We start from the raw sequence: 22502 nt of genomic DNA, 5'->3' as shown, positions 1-22502 counted from the left end.
GTGCTCACCGATCCGGCACGCCGGGGCGAGGACCCCGGCGCGGGCCGGGGCGGTCACGGCTGCTCGCTGTACGGGGTGAGGTCGCACTGCTCCCGGCAGGGGGCGCAGGCGTACAGGGCGGCACCCGGGCCGGACCCCTGCTCGACCGCCTGGACCATCACGGCCGTGCCGGACGGGCCCTTGTGCCAGTGGCAGTACCCGAACGTGGCCTCTGCCGATGTGCCCGTGAGGTCGGTAGTCTCCTGCATGACGTCGCTCCTCCAAGCGGTGTCCGCACCCCGGGCCGGTGACACGGCGCCGGGGTTCTCACTGCCCCGGGTATACCGAGGTCTACCGCACTCTACTGCGGTCGCACGGTAGACCGCAGCTCCCTAGCGTCAACCGTATGAGCACGGAGCTGGACCGCACCCGCCCGGTATGGCGGCAGATCGCCGCAGCGATCACCGGCCGGATCGCCGACGGCACCTACCCGCCCGGCACCCGCGTCCCCTCCGTCGTCGAGATCGCCGCCGAGTGGGACGTCGCCGCGTCGACCGCGCAGAAAGTCCTCGCACACCTCAAGGCCGAAGGGGTGGTCCGCTCGGAGATCGGGCTGGGCACCTTCGTCGCCGACCGGCCCGGGTCGTAGGCTGCGGGCATGGCCGACATCGACATCCCCCCGCACCTGCTCGAGCTGGAGCGCACCGCGTGGGCGGAGCAGCAGGCCGGGGCGCTCACCCTCGCGACGGCGGACAAGGTGCAGGCCGCGTACCGGGAGCACGCGGCGGCCACCAACGGGGTGTCCCGGCTCGCGCTGGAGATGGCGACCAAGAAGCTGGTGCGGCACCCGGAAGAGTAGGCGTCCCGCGTCCCGCTCACAGCCCCACGTCATGCAGGTACGGCTCCGCCTCAGCAGGCACCGGCTGGGGCGGCGGGGGCGGCTCCATCTGGGACCGCCGTATGAACGAGACCAACGACCGCACCCAGCCCACCAGGTACCGGATCGTGTAGTCCTGCGCCGTGATCCTCTGCTGCGCCTCCGCCGCGCGCGTCTCACCCTCGGTGACACGGCGCTCCAGTCGCTCGATGTGCTGGCCGAGCTTGTCGGTCACCGCGGAGAAGTCGTCCCGCCGGTCAGCCCCTCGGGACCGCGGCTGACGGCGGCCGATCACCGCCGTGACGATCCCTCCCACCGCAGTAACCCCGGCCACCGCCAGGGCGCTCAGCGCGGTCAGCATCTCAGGTCTCACTCGGCGGCTCCTGTCGTGCGGGCGGTTCGTCCCAGCCGATCGCCACCAGGCAGACCGCGCCGAACGCGCCGAAGATCATTGCTATGACCCAGCCCTGGGAGAACTCGCACAGCGGCCACCATGAGACGAGGTAGGCCATGGCCCACGGCGTGGCGATCAGCCAGATGGCTAGGAAGCCGGGCCAGTCCCGGCGCTGAGGGAGCCACGCGCAAACGAACGCGATCAGGCCAGCCGCCACCCACGCCCACCCCCAGAACCCCAGCGGAGCGGCCTTGAGCAGCAGCGTCAGGCCGCGCGCACTGCCCGTAGGCTGGACGGTTTGGCCGTACCCGTACAGCACGGCCATCGAGCCCTTGAGGGAAAGAAGCGCGCCGCGGCGGCCCAGCTGCTTCCGGAGCCGCCGAACCGCCGCACGCATCAGACCCCCTTGGCGAGGGACGCGCTGTACGTGACGTCCCGCCACCGGGCGGCGATCCCCTTCACCAGGGCCAGGGCGGCGCCGACACCGCCCACGGCGGCGGCCTCCCACATACCGAGGTCGAACGGCTGGGTCAGGACCAGGCCACTGATGAACGCCTGGAGGAACGTCGACACAACGCGCTCGGCCAGGTCACGGGCGTACGTGCGCACGCCCTTGACGACGGTCTCGGTGGACGGGACGGGAAACGGGGTATCGCTCATGGTGCTCTCCTTCTGGTCAGGCGTCGGTGCGCAGGGCGCGCAGGACACGTCGGGTGACGGTGGCGTCGGCGTCGGCCCGCAGCTCCAACCGCAGCTGCTCGTCCTTGTCGAGGCCCCCACACCTGGTGACGGACAGATCGAGGGTGCCGTCCGGGCCTATGACCCCACCGGCGATCGGCAGGTCCAGCGACGGGCGGCCGGTCGCCAGCGGGAAGTCGTGGAACCGGGCGACCACCCGGGTTCCGGGGATGCCGACGACCGTGGCGTACGCGGTGACGACGTAGGTGCACGGCCCCTGGAGCGCGGCCGTGTCGTCGGCGAGCTTGATCAGCGTGTACTCGCCGGCCGAGAGCCGGTCGGACGCGGGCACGGACTCGGTGATGACCTTCGCGGTGGGCATGGGTGTCTCCTTGACGGCCGGGGCCGTCGGCTCGGCGGGGGCGGGCGGCGGCGGGGCAGCTGCGGGGCGGGGCGCGCCCTTCTTCACCCAGGCGTACAGCGGGCCGCCGGGGCAGGCGGTGGCGAACCCGTCGCGGTGCCCCTTGATCTCCTTGTCCGCGCCGTTGCCGCGGAGCAGGTCGATGCCGTCGCGGATCGCGGACAGCATGGCGTCCGGCGGCTCGGTGAGGCCGCTGCTGCCGACGAGCCCGACGATGGCGTAGTGCGCGATGTTGAGCGCCTGGTTGCCGTTCGCCCCGGTGCGCTTCCGCAGGCCGCGCCCTTCGAGCAGGTAGCCGTGCGGGCAGGCACCGTAGTTGTAGGCGACGTCGCTGTAGCCCTCGGCCTTGTTCGCGAGGTGGCTACGGCGGATGTCCTTCCACAGGGCGATGCACGCGTCGTGGTCGGTGAGCAGCTTCGTGCTGACCGGCGACCCCAGGTAGTGGATCTTCACCCCCTTGGCGGTGGGCTGCGACGGGGCGGCCGACGCGGGCCAGCCGAGCTGGGATCTGGTCACGAGCTTCATGGGCATGTCCTTTCAGAGGATGCGGGCGTACCGGGGGGACAGGCCGATCGAGCCGCCGCCCCCGGCCCGTCCGCCCGTAGTGGCACCCGACGTACGGCGGGTCTGGATCTGGAGCAGCACCTCAGCAACACCCCGGTACGGCAGCAAGTCGAGCGTCGTCGACGCGTACTGCACGGTGAAACTCGGCGGCACCGACCCCGACCACACGACCGCCCCAGCCAGCAGCACCTGCCAGGCGCCGCCCGTATTCACCCCGGCCACCTGATCGCCGACAGCCGTCAGCCCCAACGCCAGCCCGGCCGTACGCGGGGCGAACGTCGTCTCCCACAAGGTCGTGAACGTGACCGCGTCGGAGTACGCCAGCGCGGTGAACGCCGTCGGGTACAAGGGCAGCTCGTCCCGCTCCCACCCCGTACGGCGCAGCTGCGCCACGTCCTCCTCCAGCCGGGCCAACCGGGCCGGCAGGCTCACATCCCTCACGCGCTGCGGCACGTCACACCACCCCGCACGTCAGCCGGACCCGCTCCGGCCCAGACGCCGCGGTCACGTCGATGCTCATGATGCGGAGCACTCCCTCCCGGCCCGCGGGCATCCGTGGCTCCGGCTCGATGACGAACAGGGCCTCGTCGCCCACGGAGTACGACCCGAACGCGGGGTCGGTGTCGGCCATCACGTCGAACCACGGCTGCATCTGCGCGTTGCCGCGGGCGGTCAGCTCGGCTGCGGTCAGCCCGTTCAGCTGGATCTGGTCGATGACTCCGTCGTACGAGGTGACGGTCTCCAGCAGCGGCCACCCGGAGGTGAGCCGGTCCGTGTCCTGCGCGACCGCGGTGACCTTCGCTTCGCCGGTGCCGTCGCCAAGGCCACTGATCTCGGTGGCCATGTCGACCCCGTTCTCCGGCCACCCGAAGTCGACGATGCTGCTGGCCGGGCCGCCCTTGGTGAACACCAGGCCCGACTCGGTGGCGGTCCGTCCCCGGCGCGGAAACCACGTCCTCATCCGCTTGTACCGGGTGGGTGGCAGGTTGTTCGCGACCGGGTTCCAGCCGACCTCCACCCCGAAGTCGAACCCGTCGTCCGCGGCGGCGAGTTCGGCGATCGCCTTGTAGATCTCGGGCCGCTCGTACCCGAAGTACGTGACCGTCCGGGGCACGCCGTGCGCGGGGGCGGTCAGCAGACTGGTGCTGATCCCGATGTTCCCGTTGGGCTGCGCGTGCGCGTACTGGAGCAGCGACCACACGATGTACTTCTGGTCGGCGTACAGGCGCTGGCCGTCAGGCACATACGCCGTGTTGAGGATCAGCGACGTGTCGGTGCTGAGCGTCTGCTTCACGTGCCGGTGGGTGTAGTACGACAGCAACTCGGCGGCCTGGATCTTCTTGCCGCCCTTGACCAGCTCCCGCGTCCAGATGATCCCCGCCCACACGATCGTCCCGTCCCGGTCCACGTACAGAGAGGTGCGGGACGGCACCGACGCTGCGTCCGGGCCGAGCGGCAACGTCTCGTCCGAGTACGGGATCGTGCCCGTCAGCGTCCCGATCCCGTTCAGTTCGACCGAGTACGAGACGTCCGCCATCGGGAGTTCCGCCAGCAGCTCGTCCGTGAGGAGGTCGCAGAACAGAAACGTGTACGTGTGGTCCGGCGTCTCGTGCTCCGGCCGGCCCCGCATCAGCCGGTCCGCGGACAGGGCCTCCATCACTGCACCTCGTAGGTGATCTGGAGGTGCAACGAGTCCAGGTTGGTCCAGGTGAACGGGACCGTCGCAGCCACCGCGCCCGGCTGCGCGGTCGACCCGCCGATCGCCGTGGACACCCCAAGGAACTGGTCCGTGGCGTTGCAGAAGCAGGTGCCCGGGTAGTCCGCCCCGGTGGACTGGTCGATCAGCATCGCCGACCCGACGTGGTACATCGACGACGAGTCCAGCGTGAACGGCGGGGCCGGCAGGGCGAACCGCCAGGCCCCGGAACCGAACGTGGTGGACGATCCGGCGACCATGTGGATGCGGAGGCTGAGTGTTTTCCCGGCCCGCATCCACGCCCCGCGGAGCATGCCGTTCCCGATCGCCGGGTTCGTCACGGCGGCGGTCCACGTCGGGGTGTACGCCGTCCACCCCTGCTGGACCAGCGTGCCCGTGGTGCCGTCCTGCTTGCCGTACCGGAACTCGTCCCGGTCGGTGAGGTACATCATCTGCCCGGGGTGCGGGCGCGTCAGGGCGTTCGCGGACCCCACCGGCAGGATCCCTCCGGCGGCCACGGAGTAGTTGCGGACGTCGAAGATCTGCCCGGACGCGACGGACGTCTGCGACGGGGCGATCGTCAGGTCCGCCAGTAGCGAGCAGTTCGGCGGCAGCGACGGGCGGACCGCGGCGCCGGCCGATGCGGCGTACGTCCCCTGGATGACCTCCAGCTTCCACTCGGACACGGCTCCTGCGGTTTCGGCGTCGTACACGGAGGCGACGACGCAGTCCCGCCGGTACTGCCCGGCGCCGCCCGCCGGTTGGACGGTCAAGGTGCGGTCGCCGTCGTTGACCAGGACGTAGGTGCCGAGGCCGCCGGAGTCGTGGTTGTCGACGAAGCAGAACCCCGCGCTGACGATCACCGTCATGTTCGGGGTGGGCGCCGCGCGCACCTTCATCTGCTGCTGCTGGTAGCTGGGCTTCACGCCCTGCCGGATCCGCATCGGCGTCGGCTCGTCGACTGCGAAGCCGGGGTACGACAGCAGCGACGAGAGGATCAGCCGGTCCGTGCGGGCCGGGTACGACCCGGCCTGCATCCACGCCGGGGGGTTGATCTCTGCCATGAGTGTGGCCTCCTTACAGGCTGGTGTCGCGCCAGGTGATGGTGAGCAAGGACGACTGCCCGGGGCTGCCCGGGAGTGCGGAACCGCGGTAGGCGAAAGTCGAGGTGCCGGGCGGCAGCGTCGGCCATACCGACCCGGCCCGGACCCACGAGCGGCGGGGGCTGGTGCCCATGTAGAGGACGGCCCGGGTGCGGGTATCGATCAGCACGTACTCGCCGTCGGCGAGGGTCGCGTCGAGGGTGATCCCGGCCCCGGTGTTGACCTGTTCGACCGCCGGGTTCGCGACGGGCCCGTCGAGGCGCAGCACGGGGTAGGCGTCGGCGGAGCCGTTGTTGGTGACGGAGAGGCGCCCGGACTCGCCCGCGCTGCCGTATGCGCGGCCGGTGCCTGTGATCGTCCGAACGCTGGCCGAGGCGTTCGCCGCGCCGGACCAGGCCCACCCGTACCCGGTCATGCTGCCGTCGCCGTACGACGGCAGGACCGGAGCTGGGCTGGCCATAGCCGCGTCCGCCAGCCACGTAGCGCCTGCCGCGGTGGGCTCGAAGCTGAGGCCGATGTTGTCGCAGGTCTCGCCTGGGGCCAGGGTGTACGTGGCCGTCACCCTGGACCACACGCCCGCAGGCTGCGGTGTCAGCGACACTGTTTGCAGGGTGGCCGTCCCTGACCGCCAGGCCAGGTTGCCCCGGGTGTACGTGCCCGTCAGCGGTTTCACCCACGCGCCGATCGAGATCGTGGTGCCGCCGGGCTGCGGGGCGATCGACCACGATGTGCCCGCGATCGTGGCGCCGGAATGCGTGTGGAGGATGCTGGTGTCGCCGTGCCACGCCTCAGCCGTGTACACGGTGCGAGTCATGTTCGCGCCGTAGTTCGCCGTGTTGCTCAGGTCCACGGCCGCCGAGGGGTTGAACACGAAGTTCGTGGCCGGGGCTACGCCGCTGTAGGCCAGCGGGTACGTGCGGCCCGCCGCCGGGGAGTACGCCGTCGTGGACGCACTGTGTTCCTCCAGCCCGTACAGGTACGGGTCGGCGCAGTACAGCTCCAGGGCGGCAGTCCCGGTGCGCCACAGGTACTCGGCGTCGTACGGGATGCTGCGCCGCCGGATCTTGCCGTAGAGGACGGTGTCCTGGTCGAGGAGCTGCATCGGCGCCGGGGCCCGCTGCGGCTGGGTGGCTGCGCGCAGGGCCAACGTCAGGTCCCGCAGCTCATCCGGCGTGTCCCCCCGCAGGCCGAGGCCGAGCTGGATGACCCGGGGCCCGGTGTAGTCGGGCCCGGTGTAGTCGCCGTGCTGGCCCGGCCGCTCCATGTCGTCCGACCGGATGTCGGGCAGGTCGTCCAGGCCCTCGATCGCGGTGACGTGGTACCGGGACCCGGGGCCGAAGGTCAGGTCGCCCCACTGGATGCGGCCGATCCGCTGCTGTGCCATCAGCCTCTCCGCCCGACGAGGGAGTTCCACGACAGGGCGTGGAGGATGCCGTCCGGGGTCGCGTCGCCGCCCTGGAGGTAGAAGTTGTTCGTGGTGGTCCCGCCGCCCACAGCGCCCGCGTACACGGCGGACAGCTGGCCAAGCCGGGGAAGGGCCGGGCGCACCGAAGCGACGCCCTGAGCAGCGTTCACAGCCGCAGTCGCCACCGATGCGGCAGACCGGGCGACCGTCGCCCGCATCGCCTCAAAGCCCTGCGGCATCCCGGCCATGGCCAGCTCGGCGACCGCGCGCAGCCGCCGACTCGGCGAGTGCATGTCCAGGGCCTTCTCGATGGCCTTGACCATCGCGGTGGCGATCTTCCGCATCTGCTTCTCGATCGCGCCCTGCTTCCGCTGCAACCCGTCGACCAGCCCCTGCGCCGCCTTGACCCCGGAGTCGTAAAGGGCCCCGGCCACGGTCGCACCCGTGCTGGTGGCCGCCTTCGAGAGTTGCGCCTGGAGGTCGTTGATGCGCTTCAGCTCGGCAGGGGTGGCCTTCGCGAGCGCATCCGCCGTGGCCGCACCACCGTCGACCCCGGCGTTCCCGATGTCGTCCAGCAAGTCGGCATGGAGCCCGGCCTTGCGCAGCTTTGCCAGATTCGCGGTGAACTGCTCCGTCTTCTTGACCGCAGCCTGGAGCCCGATGGTGATCGCGGAGACCGAGTTCACCAGGTTGTGGCCGCTGGTGATGTTGGCTTCGCCCAGGATGCCGTCCCGGATGTCGGCGGCCTTCTTCGCCCGGGCGGCCACCACGTCGTCGAGTTTCTTCTGCGCGGCCTTCAGCGACGCCGCGACCTTGTCCCTGTTCTTCGCCAGGGCCAGCAGCTTCTTGTTGTCGCGCTCCACACGGTCCAGGAGGGCGGCCAGGCCGGGCAGCTTCTTCTTGTTGCCCTTGTTGATCGAGATGGCCCGCTCGATCGTGTTCGTGATGCTGGTCAGCTTGGACTTCAGCTTCGCCGTGGACGCGTCGATCCCGTCGATGAGGCCCTGGATGATGGACTTGCCCGCCGGGGTCAAGAGCGTGGCGTCCTTACGCTTCGGCCCCTTCCAGTCCGGGATCATCGACGTCAGCTCGCCGAGCTTCGCCCGCACTGCGCCGATCTTCGACTGGATACCGGAGATCAGACCCGAGATCAGCGACGCACCCGCCGCGACCAACGCCGACCCGAGGCCGCCCGCCGCCGCCTGGGCGATGCTGGGCAGACTGCCCAGCAGGGTCCGCACGTTGGCGATGCCCTGGTTCACCCCGTCCCGGAGACGCCCGGCCGCGCGTACCGCGCCCGCGCCGACCTCCGAGGCGAAGCGGCCGATGTTGCTGATAGCGTTTCCGACCAGCGCGTTGAACGCGGTGGCCGCGACACTCCGCAGGTTGCCGATGTTCACCCCGGCCGACGCGAGCGCGCCCCGGAAATCTCCGCTGAGCACGTTGCCGAGCGTCCGCACGGCGGGCACCACCGTGTGCTCCAGGATCGTCGCCAGGCCCGACAGCATCGCGATCAGCCCGACGAGCACACCCGCCAGCAGCGGACCCGCGTACGGGGCCACCTTGCTGATGATCACCGTGCTGAAGCTGAGGAAGTCCGCGATGACCGGGGCCAGTTGAACCGCCAGATCAGCGAGCTGGACCGCCAACTCCCCGAGGTACGGGGACATCGTCACCAGCGCCTGCGTCAGCGCCGGGAAGATCTCGGCTGCCGCCCGCTCGAACACCGGGACGATCGCACCGAGGATCTCCGGCAACCGCTCCAGCGCCGGCGTGAGCTGAGCGCCGATGTTCGTGGCCAGCTGCTCCAGGAACGGGGTCATCTCCTGGACGACCGTGCTCAACCCCTCGAACAGCGGGGCCAGCGCGGGCAGGGCAGTCGCCGCGAGCTCCGAGGCCAGCGTCACGAACGGCAGCAAGGCGACCACCAGGTCACCGAACGTTCCGGCGGCGGAGTCCAGGACCGGGCCCAGTTCAGCGAGGACCGTGCTCAACCCAGACCCCAGAGTGGCCACCAGCAGCTGCGCGGGCCCGGCCAAGGTCTCGACGACCGGGCCGAGCGCGGCGAGCGCCTGCCCGAGGAGCGGGCCCACCGTGGACGCCACCACCCGCATCGTGTCCGACAGGGCGCCGAGGGCCCGCTGGAACCCGGCCGTGGCGGTCGCGTCCTGAAGGGACTGGGTGATGGTCTCCAGCGTCCCGAACAGGCCCTGACCGCTGCTGGTCAGCCCACCGAAGACGTTGCTGAGGGTGCCGCCCACGTTGCCGATGACGCGGCCGAGTTGCCCAAGGAGGTCAATGGCCCCCTCGATGGCCTGTTCCATGCCGCCGGACTCGAACGCGGCGGTGAGCTTCTCCGACAGCCGGTCGAGCGCTGACCCGCTCGCCTCCGACAATCGCTGGAACGCGGGCGCGGCGGCGGCTCCGATCTGTCCGAGGGCGGTGACGATCTGGCCCGGGGCCCTGCGGAACGCGGCGAGCCCGGACGTGGCGCCCTTCAGCGCGGTACCGAGGGTGCCGTCCGCCGCAAGCCCGCGCGCGGCGGTGAACACGCCAACCGCCATCTTGTTGAGGGTGGTGGCGGTCGAACCGAGCGCGCTCCGGAAGTCCGGCAGCGCGGCCTTCGCGGTGGCCCGGAGCTGCTTGTCGAGCCCGTCGAACACGCGGTCCTGCACCGATTTGCGGATCTTGTCGAGGGCGGGCTGTGCCTTCCGGATCTCCCCGACGAAGCTGCGGGCGTTCGGGCTGAGCTTCTCCAACGCCTTCGCGTACGCCTCCGGATTGGACGGGTCCAGGGCGGCCGTCACCGCGTCGCCCACGCCCACCATGGCGAGCTTCACCGTGCCCGCGGCCAGGCCAATGGCCAGCACCCCGGACACGGCGAGCGCCGCCGCCGGAGCGATCTGCGCCAGCACAGCCACCACCCCGGCCAGCAGCGGCACCAGACTGCCCACCGCCGCCCCCGCCGCCGCGAACGGGACCGCGAGCCGACCGGCCATGCCCACGGCCCGGCCGATCCCGGACACCACCGGGCCCAGGCTGATGCTGCTGGCCAGGGCCGACAGCCGGGTGCGGATGCCGTCCGTGTCCAGGCCGTTCAGAGACCGATTGGCGTCGGCCACCATATTGCGGATCTGCCGGCGGGTGACCGCCTGCGCGAAACGCAGCCCCTCGATCAGAGGGCGCAGGTCAAGGCGTACGCGGCCTGTGAGGTCCGGGTCGTCGGCCATGCGCGGTCACCTCCTGTCGGTCAGATACGGCCCAGTGCGGCGAAGCCGAGGACACCGGGGCCTGCGGTGTCGGGCTGTGTGGTGGCTCCGGCGGTGCCTGCGGCGTGCCGGTGCTGGTCGGCAAGCGTGAGGAGCTGCGCGAGGGTCAGGTGCCAGAAGGCGGCGTCTGTGCGGCCGAGGGGGACGGTGCCGAGGTAGTAGAGCTCGTCCCACGGAAGGTGTCCGGGACCGTCAGTTCCACGTCGGTGTACGGCCCCGCCGGGGCCGCCTCTTCCCCCTGGGGGAAGGCCTCCGCGAACGCCTGCGTCATGGCGTCGGTGAGCTGCTCGAAGTTCGAGAAGTCGAGAAGGTCACCCAGCTCGCGGCGGTCGCTCGCACGGACGTACCGCACGGCGGTGACCTCACGCACATCCCTACTGGTCTTGCGGCCGTCGGGGGTTTCCTCCCGCACGGTGGACACCCGCTCGGTGAAGTGCGGCACGAACCCCCCGCTGCCAGTGAGCCCGGCTCCGATCAGCTCCAGCATCGGGCCGATGACGACGCCGGACCGGCCGCCGCCGTCGAGCTTCTCGAAAATGCCGAGGACGCCGTCGATGCCGCCGTACCGCTGCTCCAGCAGGGCGATCGCGCCCAGCGAGTAACGGAGTTGGGCGGTGGTGCCGTCGACGAAGGTCACGGTGCGACCGAGCGCGGTCAGGGGTGCGGGGCTGGTCACGATGGGTCTCCTGGGTGAGTGCCGGGTTTCGGCCTGCGGGAGGTATGGGCCCGGGCGGGCGGCGGCGTAGACGGAGGTCCGCGCCCGCCCGGGAGCTGGGGTCAGGCGATGGCGGTGGCGGTCTTGTTGAGGACAGCCGAGATCCACTTGCCGTTGGCGATGAGCGGGTCCGCGCTCGCCGTGAAGCTGACGATGCGGTAGTCCTCGTTCGCGAAGCCGAGGTCGGGGAACGCCGACAGGCTCAGCTTGTGGAGGACCCAGTGGAGGTCCCCGCCGACGATGTCGACACCGTTCGGCGGGGTCACGCCCTCCAACTTGAACGGGGGCAGGGTCGCGTTCGCGCCGGTCAGATCCCACGTAGACGCCTCGGTCGCACCCGTGCCGCTGTCCGTGACCGCACCGCCGAGGATCGCGACGAGCACGTCGAGCGACATCTTGGCGTGGGTGACCGCGACCTCCACGTTCGTGATCGCGCTGTTCGTCGCCAACTTCACGTTGTCGCCGCGGAGGGTCTTCACCTCGATCTCCCCGGAGATGGACATCTCCTGGATGCCCGGCACGTCGATGCTCGTCCCATACACGGCGGGCCCGCCGGACGGGTCGGAGGTCAGGGGCGAGATCTTCGCGTCCTGCACGGAGTAGAGCTTGGTCACTCGGCTGATCGGCATGGTCTGTTCCTTCCTGGTGCCGGGGTTCGGCCCGGGCGGTGTGGGCTACTCGGTGCTGCTGACGGACCACGCACCGCCTCCCGGCGGGGACTCCGGCTCCGGGACCGGGATGTACTCGGCGACCGCCCCGGGGATCTGCGCGGCCAGCACGTCCCCGCCGACCCACGCGCCCTGGGGTGGGATCACCCCATCGACGAGCCACCAGGTGATGCCGGGCCGGCCAGGGGTGTCGTAGACGCTGACGCCGCCGTCGGTGATCCCGGCGCCGGGGTCGATGCGGACGACGGTGGACCCGGGGGTGGGTGGCCAGGAGGGGCCGAGGTAGGACATGACGTCCTCGCGGGGGAGGGCGAACACGGTGACCGTGACCGCAGGCGGTTCCGGCTCCACGGGCGGCTCGGGCTCCACGGGGTCGGTCGGGTCCGTGGGGTCCACCGGGGGATCGACGGGCGTCGTCATGCGGGGGTTACCTCCTCGCGGAGCAATTCGCGGCGGATTTGCACCTTGATCGACGACCGGGTGCGGTTGTTGCTGATGGGGAACCGGTCGATCTCGGTGGCCTTCACGGCAGTGACCTTGGCCGGGTGATCGGGCAGCGGATGCCCGTGAAGGGCGTGCGCGAACAGCTCCACTAGGCCGTACCGCTCGGTGTTTCGGGCGGTCGTGGCACTGCTCTTGGCACGGGCGTTCTGCACGATGTCGACGGTCGCGGTCTCGATGATGTTGATTTCGGCCGCCGGGTCACCGAAGTCTCCGTTGGCCTCGGTGTCAAGAGTGATGTCGACGGCCTCGGTGATGACGCCATAGGGGGGTGCCTGGCCCTCGCGCGGCCCGTCGCGGAAGAAGGGCACGGAGGTGCCGAGGGACTCCAGCCGGGCCTTGATCGCACCGGACGTGGTGGCGGCCATCAGCGAACCCTCCGTCCGGCACGGGCCAGCTCCTCGCGCAGGAATTGCTCGGCCATCGCGATGGCCGGGGCCAGGAACGGGTGCGGAGCGGTGCCCGGGTGGTCGACGTACGCCACCGGGTGCGCGGCCCCCGGCCAGTACAACGCCTGCTTCGTACGGGGGTAGATGCGGTGCGGCCCAGTGCCGTTCTCGACTGCCTCGGCGTAGCCCACGTTGGTGCCGATGGTGACGTCGTAGATCCGCCCGCGGTCCTCGGACCGGGACACGATGGAGGACCGGAGTCGGCCGGTGTCGACCGGGGCTCGGCGCCGAGCTTCGTTCTGGACGCGGGTGCCGGTGCGGTCGCCCGCGCGCTTCGATTCGGTGCTGAGCCGGCCGACCCAGCGGCGCAGCCCGGTTTCGAACTGGCGCGCGTCCATGGTGAAGCTGCCGCTGACGGCCATCAGATACCGCCGATCAGCGACGTGCGGTTGAGGTAGCTGACCAGCAGGGCGTCTACCTGCGTCGATCCGGTGGACGCCGACGGGGCGACGGGCGTCGTCTCCTCGTCGGCGGTGTCCTCGATCTTCACGTTGTTGCCCTCGTCGTCCACGTCGAGCCCAGGGGCGGCCGTGCTGTCCGCGTCGGACGGGGCAGCGGCGGCCTGGATGTGCGCGGCGAGGAGGGCGCACGCCCGAGCCACCAGGACAGGCACGGTCGCGTACCCGAACTCCCCGACCACCCGGGCCTGCTCGGCTCCCCACCGGTCGAACAGCCCACGCCACCCGCCGTTGTACGACTCGGCCCCGACGACCAGATCGTCGTAGCCGCCCCACCGCAGGTGCACCGCGTCCACACCGCCGAGCACATCGGCCGACGTGACCCGGTACGCCGACGACGGGAGCGACGGGGCGTCGTCACCAGCGACGACGGGCGTCACCGACGTGACCGAGCGGACGTGGCGCGGGAGTAGGACTGTCCCGTCCGGCGCCACGTCCGCTACCACCACCGCCACAGTGGGCTCGAACAGTTGCTGGGTGTAGGCGGTGATTCGCTCCGTGGCAGCGCTGATCCACGCGGCAACCTCGGCGTCCTCGCCGGTGCATCCCGCGTCGCGCGCCTGGGCCAGGGAGCAGTAGGCCATCGGTCAGGCCCCGCCGTCCTGCTCGGCCTCGGCGGCGTCCAGCTCACGGCGGACTCCGTCGGTGACCTGGGCGCCCTTCGCGACGATCAGGCGGGCGTACCCGCCCGGGTGGGACGAGACGACTGGGCCGGTCGGCGTGTTGTGGCCGTCGCCGTCGAGCGCCCGGTAGGCGTCCTCCGGTGCGGTCTGGCCGATCTCCCAGCCGGTACCCGCGCTGTACTCCTGCGTCCGGACCATCGCGGCTGGCGGGGTCTGCTCGGCCGGGTCCTTCGATGTGCGTGCGGCCATCGGGCCACTCCTCACGTGAGTGCGGTCAGGGGATGGGGATCAGGTCGCCGGAGCGAACGTGATGCGGACGAACGCCTGCGGAGTGTGGACCGCGACGTTGGCCCGGCGCTCGGCGAGGATGACCAGGGTGTTCGCGGTGAAGTAGTCGGCGTGCGAGTCGGTCATGAGGATCGTGATCCCCTGCCGCTCCCACAGCGTCGCCCCGGTCCGGAAGCCGCCCAGCAGCGCGGTGCCGGCCGTCATCGCGACGGTGGTGACGACGGTCAGGCCCCACAGTCGTGTCGGGGCGCCGGGGTCGGTGACGTTCGCGATGACGCGGAACTGGCCGTTGTTGTCCTCGTCGAGCTCGATGTCCTGCCAGTCCATGGGGTTCATGACGACGGCGGTCGGCGGGTACATCGCCAGCTCGCCCTGCGTCTTCGCCTTGCGGACCGTGATCAGCTTGACGTCGGTGGAGCCGACACCGGGCTGGTACGTGCCGATGCCCGGGGTGGTGAGGATCCCCTGCATCTGCGTGGTGCCGTTGCCGGTGAGAATCTCCCGGTCGAGCTTGTACTCCAGGCCGTACGTCAGCCGCCCGTTGATGTAGCCCATGAGCTGGGAGTTGTCGTCCGCAGCCTGGCGGGTGATCGGCACCCAGTGCGCGACGGTCTTGAGAGTGGTGGTGATCAGGTCGAAGGTGAACGGCCCGGACATGGGCTTGTCCGCACCTTCGGCAACGACCGCCGCCTTGTTCCACGTGGACTGCGGGCCGGACGTGTCCCGCATGTACTCCAGAGTCGTGCCGTCCGACGTCTGCCGGTCCAGAAGGCTGGCCACCAGGAGCGGAAAGTCGGGGTTGTTCGGGATGGTCCCCGGCACGCGGGTGTTCTGCTGCGGCTGGGTACCCGTGGTGACGGTCCCCACGGGCGCGGCCCGGTGCTCGACGGCGAACTTGCCCTGCTTGCCGTTGGCCCGGAACGACTCCAGGGCCTTCGACCGGACGAACGCCTCGGCTGCCGACACGGGATGGGGCTGGCCCTGGTCGTCGGGCTGCATGCCGGGCTGGTGCCGCTGGCCGGGCTGCGGCTGCGGGTCGCCGGCGGGGAGGGTCGCGGAGCGCAGGGCCCGCAGGCGGGCGTCGCGCTGCTGGGCCTGGTCGATGCGGGCGGCGATCTCGTCGGCCTGCTGGAGGAGCTGGTCGATGTCGCCGTCGAAGTTCTCGTCCTGGAGCTGGGCAACGATGGCGTCGCGCTGCTCGGTGAGGGTGGGTGCCGGGGGCATCAGGGCCTCCTCGGTCGTGGGGCGGGCTCGCAGCCCACCCAGCGGTTGGGTGTCCTGCGCCCGTCTTTCACGGCCGGTGGGTCGCGCCCGGCGTGCCTGTGGCTTTTACGTCCGGTTCAGGCGGCCCGGATCAGATGGGGGGAGCGTAGATCGAATGCAAGAGGCGTGCGGGGGAGGTGTGTATGAGGATGTCGGGCGGGCGTCTACCTGCGTCGTCGGCGGGGCGGCAGCGACCGGTAGGAGCGGGACCGGTTGGCCCAGCGGCGGGCCCAGGGCATCTTCCGAGCGAACGCCATGCGCCACTGGGCCTTGCTGCGGAACCCGCGCTTGCCCGGCATCAGGACCCCAGACGCAGCAGCGCGGCCCGGCGGCGGCGGTCAGCCATCCGCCGGTCGTCGGCCGGGGGCGCGGCGGGCTCGGGCAGGGTCGGGGCGTCGACCTGCTCGTACAGGTCTCCGAGAGCCGACCGGACCGTCTTGAGCTTGCTGCCGGGGACGGCCGCCATGCGGGCGGTGATCTGGGAGACCTCCACGAGGCGCGCGCCCTTGATGTTCGCGAGGGTGGCCTCGCGGTCCTCGTCGCTCATCTCGGCGAGCTTCTCCCACGGGGGGAGGTCCGTACGCACGAACCCCACGGACAGCTCGGAGGCGGACCCGGAGCGGGCCATGGTGCGGGCGTCGCGCCCGGCCGTGGTGTCGTCGTACCGGCCGCTGATGTACAGCCCGTCGTCGCGCTCCTCAGCGCTGAACGTTCCGACGGGCTGGTACGGGCTGTGCATGAACAGCAGGGCGTAGTTCCCCTTGAGGCCCTTGCGGAAGGCGCGCGGGTGAAAGGTGGTGCCGTAGGAGTCGATGACGCCGTAGCGGCAGGCGAGGCCCTCGAACGTGCCGTCACCGTCCTCCCCGACCCGCCAGTCGATGTCCTCCAGGGACCGGAACTCCAGCTCGGTGCTCATCGCTGCTCTCCCTTACGCGCGTTGTCGGCGTACACCTCGGCCACGCCGTCCATCACGGCGCGGTGGGACGGGGACAGGAGCGGCGCGTACCGGTACACCGCCCGGCCCCGGGTGTCCTTGCCGTCGTACTCGTAGACGACCGCCCCGTTCCCGAACGTCATGACCTTCGGCAGCTCGCCGTCCGGGTCGGGGCGGGCCATGATGTTGTCCCGCCCGTCGTACGGGCCGCGCCTGACCTCGCGGAAGGGAACGCCCGGCGGGCAGTACGCCCCCTTGTACTGGGCGGTCCCGGCGGGCTGGAGGATCACGGGGACCTCGCCCCGCAGCAGAGTGGCCACGTCAGTTCTCCCTCTCGGCCAGGCCGATGAGGCCGGTGAACTGGGTCGGGTTGGCGGCCATCTCTTCCTCCGTGCGGTACCCGGTGATCAGGTCCCACTGGCGGTCGCCTACCTCCTCGCACGTCATGTTCGGGTGGAGGCGGTGCTTGCCGCTGGGGCAGGGGGTGTAGCGGGCGGCCATGGTCAGTTCTCCTCGAACTCGAAGGTCAGCGCGCATCGGCACTGGATGGACTGGTTGGCGGGCGCGGCCGGGTCGGCAGGCCACCGGGACTCGGTGAGCGGGAAGCGGCGGTTCATGGCCACGGTGGAGCCCTGCGCCGCGCGGTGGGTGCGGCGGGTCCGCTTGTCGTCGGTCGACACCCACGTCTTCCGGGTCGCGCCCTGGTCCAGCGCCGCCATGTGCGACGCCGCGCTGTACCCGCCCACCGTCTCCGTCCGCGCGATCATCGTCGCCCGGAAGTCGCCGAGGTTGGTGAACACCCGCTGGATCCGGGCCCGCAGCTCGGGCACCGACTCGCCCTCGGCCACACCGTGCGCCAGCAGCTGGCTGCGGAGCACCTGCTCCGTCGTCGCCGTCACCTGCCCCGCCAACTCGTCGATCCGGTCCCGCAGCGCATCAGCCACGGCAGGCTCATCCAGGTCGAACGACGGGCTGATCGCCACCCCGCCGCGCCGCCACGCCCGCTCCACGAACGGCCGCAACGCCGCCCGCGTCGCCCGCCGCCAGTACCCGCCGTCGAACAGGTCCCGCACTCGGATCCGCTCCTCCCACCCGTCCGGCCCCATCGCGACGTCCATGTCCGTCGCCCGCGCGGCCGGCACCACGTCCAGGTCCGGCGGAGCGAGGGTGAGCTGCTGCTCGCGGGCCAGGGCGCACGCCTCGGCACGCACCTCCGTCAGCCACTCGCCGGACCGCTGGGGCTTCTTCATCAGCCGGTCGAAGTCCCGCAGCACCCGCGCCTGCTGCTCCCGCGCGAGCGCCCGTACCGCCCGGACCCCGGCCGCCTCCAACTCGTCGTACGCGGCGTTGATCTCCGCCAGCGACGGAGGCGACGGGGCGTCGTCGCCCACACGCGTCAGCTCCCGACGACGCGGCACCGACGGCCCGTCGACCTGCGGCGGGACCGCACCCAGCAGCCGGGCCAACGCCGCCTCCACCGCCCGCTCGACGACGGGGCCGACGTCCGGCGACAACGGCAGCAGACGGGAGAAGTCCGCGTCCCACGACCGGGCCTCGTCACCGCCCGGCGCGCCCTGCACCGGGGCGAACTGCGCCCGGTACGCGGTGAGGGTGTGCTGGCCCATCCCGTTCGGCAGCGGGTCCAGACCGACCTCTGCGCGTGCCTCGTCGATGAGGGGGATGTCCGCGTACGTCAGGGCGCGGATCCGGTTCGCCTTGGAGTCCTGCGCCTCCTGAAGCGCCTCGACGCCGCTCAGGTCGAACTCGGCCTCTTCGCTGTCGGAGGGCAGAAGAGTCCGGTCGGTCTCGGACCCGATGATCTCCAGCTTCGCCTTGATCGTGTCCGACCACAGGGTCGCCTTCGCCGCCGCCCGGTTCTCGAACGTTGTCCCTGCGGCCAGGTAGTCGTGTGGAACACCGAAGGCCATCATGACCTCGGCGCCGTTCGCCATCCGCGATTCGAGGTAGTCCATCTCCTCGGCGGTCAGCGTGATCCGCTGGTACCCGATGCCGCCGGACCCCTGCGAACCCGGCGCGCCCCTCACCAGGAGATTCTTCCCGGCGTTCTGCGGCCCCTGCATCGACGATCGCCACGCGGCCTTCGTGCTGGACCACTCCGTGTCGCCCATCTCGCCGACGTACACGACCCCGGCCGGGGTGCCGCCGTTCTTGTACGAGTTGCGCTGCCACTCGCGGGCGTACGCGTCCATGTCGACGGCGTGCCTCGCGGCCTTCCAGGGAGGCAGGCAACCCAGGGGGTCGAACGGGTGGGGGTAGCGGAGCCAGAGCATCTCCTCGGGCAGCACAGGAACCTGCACGCCGTCCGCCCGCCGGATCACGAACCCGATGACGTCGGCCGTCGTGGGCCGCTGCGCGAGGGGCTTGTCGACAACAACGTCCACTTGGTCGAACACGATGTGCATCTCGGTGACCGGCCCCAGCCCGGTCTCGCCGCGGTCGAGCCACACGAACGCCTGCCCGGCCAGCTCGCCCTGCTGGAGCAGCAGAGACTTGAACACCCGCGCGGACATAAGCGGGTTGGGCCGCTTGTTGAAGAGGTGCGCAACCGGGTGGCCTTCGATCTCCGACCCGTCCGGCCGGCGCACGACGAGCGGCACCGACGACCCGTTGTCGGCGATGGCCGCCACGCACCGGTACGCCACCGCGCTGTTGGAGTAGCCGCGAGCCTCGGCGTCCACGGCGAGCGTCAGGGATTGCTGTCCGCCGATTGACGCCACGGTGATCGGGTGCCGGTCACGGAGGCCGTCCAGGCCGTACGCGGCACGGCGCTCGGCGGCCCGGCGCATCGCTCCCGTCTTGTATCCCACAGGGTCCTCCTAGACGACCGCGGCCGAGTTGCCGGCGGGGGCGAGTTGCAAAAGGGTGAGGGCCCACACCATGGCGTCGAGCCGGTCGGGGCTGTCGGATTCCCCGGCGACCCAGGTGGTGAGCTGGTCTTCGAGGGTGGGGAGGCTCGCGACGATGTGCGCGGCGCCCTGCTCGAAGAGGGAGGCGACCGGCTCGGCCCGGGTGAGCTTGCCGCGGCTGGCGTGCACGGTGCGATAGTTGACGGTGGGGTCGATCTGCCGGATGACGGTGCCGATCCAGTCGCCGCCGTTGTTGACCTCAGCGACGATCGCGTCGGCCTGCCGCTCGTGGTACGCCCGGATCGCGGTGCGGGCGGCCTCCACCGGGGCCATGCGGGCGGACAGGTCATCGAGCACGTACCCGTGCTGACGCGACGTGCCGTTCCGGTCGGGGATGTACTGCTCGCCGAGGCCAGCGACGATGACGCCCATCTCGTCGGACTCGTCGCCACTGGACACAGACGGGTCGACGGCGACGACGACGCGGGCCAGCGGGGGTGCCGCCCCGACGCGGGTGGTGTCGAGAAGACCCCACGACCACAGGGCGCCCTCGATGTCGTCGATCAGCTCCCCGTCCAGCTCCTGCCGTTCCAGGCGCGTGCCGGCGTACTGGGCGACGAGCTTGGTCCGCATCATCTCAGGGAGGTGGATGGCGTCCCTCGTGCGGCCCTTGGTGGTGATGACGTCGGCGCGGGCGAGAAGGCCGCGGATCTCCTTCCGCGGCTTCGGTGTCGTGCTGGCGATGTAGTGGGGGTTCGGGCCGACGCGGAGGCCCATGGCGGAGTGGGTGAGGGCGGGGCCGAGGCGGCGCATGGCGGCGGCCTCCTCCAGCCACACCAAGCAGCGGTTGCCGCCGGAGCGGAGGCGTTCGACGTCGTCCGGGCTGTGGGCTCCGAAGAGCTTGGCCTCAGCGCCGCTGGGCCACCGGACGTGGGTGCCGCCGGTGGTGGTGCGAAGGACGACGCGCGGGTCGTGGGCCTTCAACCCGCTGGGCCCGTTGACGGCGGACTCGACGGCGTCGCCCTGGGTGGGGGCGATGATCGCCATGCGGTGCCCGCCGGGGACACGGTCGTCGCACGGGGGCCCGTTGACATGGCTCACCATGTAGCGGGCGCACCCGTCCGTCTTCCCGGTGCCGCGCCCGCCGAGCTGGAGCCACATGCCGTGCGTCTCGATGGCGTCCGGGGGGACCTGCCAGGGGTACGGAGTCCAGGCGTTCCACCGCTTCGCCCAGAGCTTGGCCCGGAGCTTCTCCTCCAGCAGGTCGGCCTCGGCGTCGGTGAGCCCAGCGAGGCGTTCGCGGAGCGTTGTCGCGGTCACTCGCCCAGCTCCGCGACGAGCTGCTCCAGGGCGGCGGCCCGCTCGGGGCTGATGGTGATGGCTGCCTTGGCCGGGGCGTCCAGGCCGAGGAGCCGGGCGCGACGCTCCTGGATTTTCAGGAGGCGGTCGATCGCGGCGAGGACCGGCCCGTCGTCGGGAAGCGGTGCGTCGTTCAGGGAGACGACGCGGCCGTTGGACACGGTGACGTGCTGTCTCTCCAGCACCTCGTTGGCGGCGGCCTCCAGCCGGTCCAGGCGCTCCAGCTCCAGGGCCCGGATGTCTTCCCCGGCTTCGCGGACGGTGGCGTCGAGGACGCGCTTCACGGCGTTGTACGCGTCGGCGCGCTGCTTGAACTTGAGGTGGTCGGCGATGCGCTGGTAGGTCCAGCCCTGGGTACGGAGACGGGCGGCCTCGGCGTCGCGCTGCGCGGTCGTGAGGGAGCGCACGAACTGGCCGTCTCCGCCATGCGGGCGTGCCTGTGGGTCGTCCATGTCCGTACCTCCTCCTGCCCGGGAGGGTACGGATTTCGGGCGTAGCAGGATCTTGAGGTGTGTATGAGGCGGGGCATGGGTGAGGCCCCACCGACGGGGGTGACGGTGGGGCCTCGGTCAGGTGGGCGTCAGCGCGCCAGGTAGGCAGCCAGGGCGATGAGGCCGATGGCGCCCGCAACGGCGATGAAGGAGTACGCAACGGTCAGGAACGTGTCGCCTCGCGGGCGAAGCAAGTTCATGGGCTTGTCCCTTCGGGGTGGGGCCTCGGTCCCGTAGCGCGGCAGCCAGCTCGCGATCCAGCGGGTGTGATGCGGGTCAGGCTACTGCGGGGGTGTGACAGCGGGCGGCGGACTGTAGAACCCGTCGAGCATGACGTTCAGCTCGGCCATGTCGGGGTGCTCGGCAAGGTCGCGATCCGCTCCTTCCTGGAGCGCAGTTGCAAGCTGGCGCATCGAGTCGGTGAGCCGGATGACGGCGGCCTGCGCGTCAGCCTCGGCTGCCTTGTAGCGGTGCCACCCGGCGCGGATGTTCGCCAGGCGCTCGGCCTCGGCGCGGTTGTCGTCCATGCCGTTCATCATCCCTTCTTCGGCGTGCTGGTGCTGGCCTTCTCGGCGGCCCGCTTCTGCTGAGACTGCTCGTTCCGGCGGGCGAGGCCGCCGAGACTGATCTGCTTCTCCAGGGCCATCAGGACCCCTCCTTCTGCCAGACGACGGTGCAGTGGCCGGGTCGGTCCTCCACCACTGTGAACTGCGTGTTTGTGTTTCCAGCCCCTTCTGGGACCGGTGGGGGAGCGGGGTTAGCTGCACGGGGCACGGATCTTGCGGCCCGTCGTAGGGCGACCGCGCCGACTGCCCACAGGGCGAGGACGGCGGTGGTGCCGAGGGCGGCGAACAGGGCGGCGGTGACGCCGAGTGCGAGGGCGGCGAGGACGCATCCACCGGCCGCCCGGGACGGGCTCGGGGCGGTCTCCTCCGGGGCCTCCTCGACAGGCTCAGGGGGCTTCTTCCGGCGGCTCATCCGGCGAGCCCGTACAGCGCGCCACCCGCCCAGTTCGCGGCCTGCGCGAGAGGCACGGCCGCGAAGCCCGCCACCCCGGCCGAGGTGCCGAGGCAGATGCCGCACCAGGCGCCCATCTTGAGGCTGGACTTCACGTCGGCCGGGGTCTTCTTTCGCTTCCCGATGGCGACGAGGACTGCGGTGAGGAGGAGGACGATGGCTCCGCCGGTCTGGGTAAGGGGGAGGTAGGCGACGGTCGGCCCGCGCTGGCCGGACTCACCGCCGACGCCCCAGACGAGCGCCGCGTCCCCCAACCAGTTGGAGATCCACAGGGTGGTGTCGGCAATCCAGCCGATGAGGCCGCCGACGGTGAGGATCGCGAGAACGCCGTAGGCCCATGCGAACAGGAACGGGAGGAGGGCGGCGGCGGCCCCAGCGGGGTCCTTGCGGAGCGGCTTCATGCCGGGCCACCACTGGATGAGGGCGTAGATGAGGAGCAGCAGTCCGAGGGTGACGCCGCCGAAGGTGACCATCTGCATGGGG

29 protein-coding genes are annotated in these 22502 nt (G+C 71.1%); 2 read left to right on the top strand and 27 right to left on the bottom strand.

The window, feature by feature from the left end:
* Positions 1 to 53: 53 nt before the first annotated feature.
* Entirely contained in the window at positions 54 to 248 is a 195-nt protein-coding gene (locus AMK24_RS11340) for a hypothetical protein (protein ID WP_073767681.1), read from the bottom strand.
* 137 nt (positions 249 to 385) lie between these two features.
* Here AMK24_RS11340 and AMK24_RS11335 point away from each other — a divergent pair, with 137 nt between their 5' ends.
* On the top strand, positions 386 to 628 hold the full coding sequence (locus tag AMK24_RS11335; protein WP_073767679.1) for a GntR family transcriptional regulator: 243 nt from the start codon (positions 386 to 388) through the stop codon (positions 626 to 628).
* Between the two features lie 9 nt (positions 629 to 637).
* Complete coding sequence (locus AMK24_RS11330; RefSeq protein ID WP_073767677.1) at positions 638 to 838, top strand: hypothetical protein; 201 nt, start codon at positions 638 to 640, stop codon at positions 836 to 838.
* 16 nt (positions 839 to 854) lie between these two features.
* Here AMK24_RS11330 and AMK24_RS11325 read toward each other — a convergent pair whose 3' ends face one another.
* From AMK24_RS11325 to AMK24_RS11205, 26 genes are all read right to left on the bottom strand, one after another.
* Complete coding sequence (locus AMK24_RS11325) at positions 855 to 1229, bottom strand: hypothetical protein (RefSeq protein WP_143203704.1); 375 nt, start codon at positions 1227 to 1229, stop codon at positions 855 to 857.
* On the bottom strand, positions 1219 to 1647 hold the full coding sequence (locus AMK24_RS11320) for a hypothetical protein (RefSeq protein ID WP_073767673.1): 429 nt from the start codon (positions 1645 to 1647) through the stop codon (positions 1219 to 1221). The genes AMK24_RS11325 and AMK24_RS11320 overlap by 11 nt, the downstream gene beginning before the upstream one ends.
* Positions 1647 to 1910, bottom strand: a complete 264-nt coding sequence (locus AMK24_RS11315) for a hypothetical protein (RefSeq protein ID WP_073767671.1) — start codon at positions 1908 to 1910, stop codon at positions 1647 to 1649. Before AMK24_RS11315 ends, AMK24_RS11320 begins: the two co-directional genes overlap by 1 nt.
* Positions 1911 to 1926: 16 nt before the next feature.
* On the bottom strand, positions 1927 to 2874 hold the full coding sequence (locus tag AMK24_RS34695) for a peptidoglycan recognition protein family protein (RefSeq protein WP_242435129.1): 948 nt from the start codon (positions 2872 to 2874) through the stop codon (positions 1927 to 1929).
* 12 nt (positions 2875 to 2886) lie between these two features.
* Positions 2887 to 3354: a hypothetical protein gene (locus AMK24_RS11305; RefSeq protein ID WP_143203703.1), complete on the bottom strand. Its 468-nt coding sequence runs from the start codon at positions 3352 to 3354 to the stop codon at positions 2887 to 2889.
* 13 nt (positions 3355 to 3367) lie between these two features.
* Positions 3368 to 4570, bottom strand: a complete 1203-nt coding sequence (locus AMK24_RS11300; protein WP_199876415.1) for a hypothetical protein — start codon at positions 4568 to 4570, stop codon at positions 3368 to 3370.
* Entirely contained in the window at positions 4570 to 5673 is a 1104-nt protein-coding gene (locus AMK24_RS11295; protein WP_073767667.1) for a hypothetical protein, read from the bottom strand. The genes AMK24_RS11300 and AMK24_RS11295 overlap by 1 nt, the downstream gene beginning before the upstream one ends.
* 13 nt (positions 5674 to 5686) lie before the next feature.
* On the bottom strand, positions 5687 to 7096 hold the full coding sequence (locus AMK24_RS11290; protein ID WP_073767665.1) for a phage distal tail protein: 1410 nt from the start codon (positions 7094 to 7096) through the stop codon (positions 5687 to 5689).
* Entirely contained in the window at positions 7096 to 10347 is a 3252-nt protein-coding gene (locus tag AMK24_RS11285; RefSeq protein ID WP_073767663.1) for a phage tail protein, read from the bottom strand. Before AMK24_RS11285 ends, AMK24_RS11290 begins: the two co-directional genes overlap by 1 nt.
* A 145-nt stretch (positions 10348 to 10492) precedes the next feature.
* Positions 10493 to 11062, bottom strand: coding sequence for a hypothetical protein (locus AMK24_RS11280; protein WP_073767661.1), 570 nt, complete (start codon positions 11060 to 11062; stop codon positions 10493 to 10495).
* 101 nt (positions 11063 to 11163) lie between these two features.
* Positions 11164 to 11730, bottom strand: coding sequence for a phage tail protein (locus tag AMK24_RS11275; RefSeq protein ID WP_073767659.1), 567 nt, complete (start codon positions 11728 to 11730; stop codon positions 11164 to 11166).
* A gap of 45 nt (positions 11731 to 11775) precedes the next feature.
* Positions 11776 to 12189 carry a hypothetical protein gene (locus AMK24_RS11270; protein WP_073767657.1) on the bottom strand — a complete coding sequence of 138 codons (414 nt, stop codon included), beginning with the start codon at positions 12187 to 12189 and terminating at the stop codon, positions 11776 to 11778.
* The gene (locus AMK24_RS11265; protein ID WP_073767654.1) at positions 12186 to 12638 is read right to left on the bottom strand and encodes a hypothetical protein; all 453 of its coding nucleotides are present in this window, start codon (positions 12636 to 12638) and stop codon (positions 12186 to 12188) included. The genes AMK24_RS11270 and AMK24_RS11265 overlap by 4 nt, the downstream gene beginning before the upstream one ends.
* Positions 12638 to 13081: an HK97 gp10 family phage protein gene (locus AMK24_RS11260; protein WP_073767652.1), complete on the bottom strand. Its 444-nt coding sequence runs from the start codon at positions 13079 to 13081 to the stop codon at positions 12638 to 12640. Before AMK24_RS11260 ends, AMK24_RS11265 begins: the two co-directional genes overlap by 1 nt.
* A complete protein-coding gene (locus AMK24_RS11255) occupies positions 13081 to 13761 on the bottom strand; it encodes a hypothetical protein (RefSeq protein WP_073767650.1) in 681 nt (226 codons plus the stop codon). Before AMK24_RS11255 ends, AMK24_RS11260 begins: the two co-directional genes overlap by 1 nt.
* A gap of 3 nt (positions 13762 to 13764) precedes the next feature.
* Complete coding sequence (locus AMK24_RS11250) at positions 13765 to 14049, bottom strand: hypothetical protein (RefSeq protein WP_073767648.1); 285 nt, start codon at positions 14047 to 14049, stop codon at positions 13765 to 13767.
* A 39-nt stretch (positions 14050 to 14088) separates the two neighbouring features.
* Entirely contained in the window at positions 14089 to 15312 is a 1224-nt protein-coding gene (locus AMK24_RS11245; RefSeq protein ID WP_073767646.1) for a phage major capsid protein, read from the bottom strand.
* Positions 15313 to 15515: 203 nt separating this feature from the next.
* Entirely contained in the window at positions 15516 to 15650 is a 135-nt protein-coding gene (locus AMK24_RS35155; protein WP_274535069.1) for a hypothetical protein, read from the bottom strand.
* On the bottom strand, positions 15650 to 16267 hold the full coding sequence (locus AMK24_RS11240) for an HK97 family phage prohead protease (RefSeq protein ID WP_073767644.1): 618 nt from the start codon (positions 16265 to 16267) through the stop codon (positions 15650 to 15652). Before AMK24_RS11240 ends, AMK24_RS35155 begins: the two co-directional genes overlap by 1 nt.
* The gene (locus AMK24_RS11235) at positions 16264 to 16605 is read right to left on the bottom strand and encodes a hypothetical protein (protein WP_073767642.1); all 342 of its coding nucleotides are present in this window, start codon (positions 16603 to 16605) and stop codon (positions 16264 to 16266) included. Before AMK24_RS11235 ends, AMK24_RS11240 begins: the two co-directional genes overlap by 4 nt.
* 1 nt (position 16606) lies before the next feature.
* Positions 16607 to 16786, bottom strand: a complete 180-nt coding sequence (locus AMK24_RS11230) for a hypothetical protein (protein WP_073767640.1) — start codon at positions 16784 to 16786, stop codon at positions 16607 to 16609.
* 2 nt (positions 16787 to 16788) lie between these two features.
* Positions 16789 to 19113, bottom strand: coding sequence for a phage portal protein (locus AMK24_RS11225; RefSeq protein WP_073767638.1), 2325 nt, complete (start codon positions 19111 to 19113; stop codon positions 16789 to 16791).
* Between the two features lie 9 nt (positions 19114 to 19122).
* Positions 19123 to 20472, bottom strand: coding sequence for a phage terminase large subunit family protein (locus AMK24_RS11220; RefSeq protein WP_073767636.1), 1350 nt, complete (start codon positions 20470 to 20472; stop codon positions 19123 to 19125).
* On the bottom strand, positions 20469 to 20963 hold the full coding sequence (locus AMK24_RS11215; RefSeq protein ID WP_073767634.1) for a hypothetical protein: 495 nt from the start codon (positions 20961 to 20963) through the stop codon (positions 20469 to 20471). Before AMK24_RS11215 ends, AMK24_RS11220 begins: the two co-directional genes overlap by 4 nt.
* Positions 20964 to 21283: 320 nt before the next feature.
* A complete protein-coding gene (locus tag AMK24_RS11210; protein ID WP_143203702.1) occupies positions 21284 to 21529 on the bottom strand; it encodes a hypothetical protein in 246 nt (81 codons plus the stop codon).
* A 447-nt stretch (positions 21530 to 21976) separates the two neighbouring features.
* On the bottom strand, positions 21977 to 22498 hold the full coding sequence (locus AMK24_RS11205) for a hypothetical protein (RefSeq protein WP_073767630.1): 522 nt from the start codon (positions 22496 to 22498) through the stop codon (positions 21977 to 21979).
* Positions 22499 to 22502 lie beyond the last annotated feature (4 nt).

Origin of the sequence: Streptomyces sp. CB02366 (assembly GCF_001905905.1) — a bacterium.
Lineage (GTDB): Bacteria > Actinomycetota > Actinomycetes > Streptomycetales > Streptomycetaceae > Streptomyces.
Note: the sequence above shows the minus strand (reverse complement) of the source record. Positions and strands in the feature narration are given on the sequence as shown.